General features: G+C 55.0%; 1 tRNA gene and 2 rRNA genes. All 3 read right to left on the bottom strand.

Features of this window, described 5'->3' with window-relative positions:
* Positions 1–77: transfer RNA gene (locus tag CDV49_RS17880), tRNA-Met, on the bottom strand.
* A gap of 39 nt (positions 78–116) precedes the next feature.
* Positions 117–231: ribosomal RNA gene (gene rrf, locus CDV49_RS17875) — 5S ribosomal RNA — on the bottom strand.
* A 104-nt stretch (positions 232–335) separates the two neighbouring features.
* Positions 336–3,167: ribosomal RNA gene (locus tag CDV49_RS17870) — 23S ribosomal RNA — on the bottom strand.
* Positions 3,168–3,306 lie beyond the last annotated feature (139 nt).

Raw genomic sequence — 3,306 nt, 5'->3', positions numbered from 1 at the left:
TGGTTGCGGGGACAGGATTTGAACCTGTGACCTTCAGGTTATGAGCCTGACGAGCTACCGGGCTGCTCCACCCCGCGGTGGTTTTTCATCGTTTTGAGAGGAGAGCTTCTCGTCAGGTCTGGCGGTGACCTACTCTCCCACGTCTTGAGACGCAGTACCATTGGCGCGCCGGCACTTAACGGCCGAGTTCGGGATGGGATCGGGTGTTTTGCTCGTGCTATGACCACCAGACCTGAGGAGAAGCTCCCCGGCCTTTTGGCCGGGCACATCAGTTTTGTTTTCCGCGTTTTGTTTGCTTTTGACCTGTGGAGGCTATTGCCTGTCTTCCACTGGATCAAATCAAGCCTATCGAGCAATTAGTACCGGTCAGCTGAACGCGTTACCGCGCTTACACCTCCGGCCTATCGACGTGGTGGTCTTCCACGGCTCTCAAGGGAGATCTTGTTTTGAAGGGGGCTTCCCGCTTAGATGCCTTCAGCGGTTATCCTGTCCGTTCATAGCTACCCAGCACTGCCGTTGGCACGACAACTGGTCCACCAGTGGAACGTTCACCCCGGTCCTCTCGTACTAGGGGCAACTCTTCTCAAATCTCCTACACCCACGGCAGATAGGGACCGAACTGTCTCACGACGTTCTAAACCCAGCTCACGTACCTCTTTAAATGGCGAACAGCCATACCCTTGGGACCTGCTCCAGCCCCAGGATGAGATGAGCCGACATCGAGGTGCCAAACGATGCCGTCGATATGGACTCTTGGGCATCATCAGCCTGTTATCCCCAGAGTACCTTTTATCCGTTGAGCGATGGCCCTCCCACTTGGGACCACCGGATCACTATGGCCGACTTTCGTCTCTGCTCGACTTGTCAGTCTTGCAGTCAGGCTGGCTTTTGCCATTGCACTCAACGAGCGATTTCCGACCGCTCTGAGCCAACCTTCGCGCGCCTCCGTTACTGTTTGGGAGGCGACCGCCCCAGTCAAACTCCCCGCCACGCATGGTCCCGGACCCGGATAACGGGCCGCGGTTAGACATCAAGAGTGCGAAGGGTGGTATCTCAAGGGTGGCTCCACCGGAACTGGCGTCCCGATTTCAAAGCCTACCACCTATCCTGCACATCGCAATCCTGATGCCAGTGCGAAGCTGGAGTAAAGGTTCATGGGGTCTTTCCGTCTAACCGCGGGAAGTCTGCATCTTGACAGACAGTTCAATTTCGCTGAGTCCACATTTGAGACAGCGGGGAAGTCGTTACGCCATTCGTGCAGGTCGGAACTTACCCGACAAGGAATTTCGCTACCTTAGGACCGTTATAGTTACGGCCGCCGTTTACTGGGGCTTCAATTCGGAGCTTGCACCCCTCCTTTTAACCTTCCAGCACCGGGCAGGCGTCAGACCCTATACGTCGTCTTGCGACTTCGCAGAGCCCTGTGTTTTTAGTAAACAGTCGCCACCCCCTAGTTTGTGCCCCCCACCCACAGTTGCCTGCGAATGGGGCCTCCTTCTCGCGAACTTACGGAGGTATTTTGCCGAGTTCCTTAAATGTGGTTCTCTCAAGCGCCTTGGTATTCTCTACCAGTCCACCTGTGTCGGTTTAGGGTACGGTCTCATGGAGGGCTATTTCCAGGAACCCCTAAGCAGCCCATTCAATCCGATAAGGATGAACTACCGTCGGGATCCGTCACCATCTCCTGGCCCAGGAATATTAACCTGGTTCCCATCGACTACGCCTTTCGGCCTCGCCTTAGGGGCCGGCTTACCCTGCTCAGATTAGCTTTAAGCAGGAACCCTTGGACTTTCGGCGACAGGGTCTCTCACCCTGTTTGTCGCTACTCATGTCAACATTCTCGCTTCCGATCACTCCACCGGATGCCTCACGGCCCGGCTTCACAGTAAGCTCCGAGCCTCCATTGCCCCGAAGGGCACAAGAGGCATGGAACTATATCACGGAACGCTCCGCTACCACGCACACCTGAGTGTGCATCCTAAGCTTCGGCTCGTGGCTTGAGCCCCGTTACATCTTCGCCGCAAGACAGCTTATCTAGACCAGTGAGCTGTTACGCTATCTTTAAAGGATGGCTGCTTCTAAGCCAACCTCCTGGTTGTTTTGGCCGTCTCACATGCTTTCCCACTTAGCCACGAATTGGGGGCCTTAGCTGTAGGTCAGGGTTGTTTCCCTCTTGACGACGGACGTTAGCACCCGCCGTCTGTCTCCCGGATAGTACTCTTGGGTATTCGGAGTTTGGTTAGGCTCAGTAAGTCTGTGGGACCCCATCACCCATCCAGTGCTCTACCCCCCAAGGTATTCGTCCGAGGCGCTACCTAAATAGCTTTCGCGGAGAACCAGCTATCTCCGAGTTTGATTGGCCTTTCACCCCTAGCCACAGCTCATCCCGACCTTTTTCAACAGGTGTGGGTTCGGACCTCCAGTAAGTGTTACCTTACCTTCATCCTGGCCATGGCTAGATCACTCGGTTTCGGGTCTGATCCCACGAACTCATGCGCCCTTTTAAGACTCGCTTTCGCTGCGCCTACACCTAACGGCTTAAGCTTGCTCGTGAGACCAAGTCGTTGACCCATTATACAAAAGGTACGCCGTCACCGCTCAAGGCGGCTCCGACTGCTTGTAGGCGTCCGGTTTCAGGTACTGTTTCACTCCCCTCGTCGGGGTGCTTTTCACCTTTCCCTCACGGTACTGGTTCGCTATCGGTCAGCAAGGAGTACTTAGCCTTCGGGGGTGGTCCCCCGATCTTCAGACAGGATTTCACGTGTCCCGCCCTACTTAATATGTCCCGTGGAGCTTCCTGTACGGGGCTGTCACCCGCTATGGCCCGCCTTTCCAGACGGTTCCAGTCACTCTTCCAGGCTCGGCTGGTCCGCGTTCGCTCGCCACTACTAACGGAGTCTCTATTGATTTCCTTTCCTCCGGGTACTTAGATGTTTCAGTTCCCCGGGTTCGCTTCAAAACCCCTATGTGTTCAGGGTAATGATACCTGGTTTTGCCCGCTGATGATTACTTGCGTAACAACAACGAACAATCAGGTGGGTTGCCCCATTCGGAGATCTTGGGATCAAAGCCTATTCCCGGCTCCCCCAAGCTTATCGCAGGGTATCACGTCCTTCATCGCCTCTTGCTGCCAAGGCATCCACCAAACGCCCTTATCGCGCTTGATTTGATCCAGAAGAAGACAGGCTTCCTCCGGTGTCAAAAGCATGCACTTTCCCAGTTCCCGCAGACTGGTTCGTTCTGCGACAACTTTTTGGTTAGTGTACTAGACTTGGAAAACAATATCGCCTTGTCGCATGACGCGAC

The organism is Haematobacter genomosp. 1 (genome assembly GCF_002196855.1).
Classification (GTDB): domain Bacteria; phylum Pseudomonadota; class Alphaproteobacteria; order Rhodobacterales; family Rhodobacteraceae; genus Haematobacter.
The sequence above is the reverse complement of the archived record's forward strand: the minus strand, read 5'-3'. Positions and strand labels throughout refer to the sequence as shown.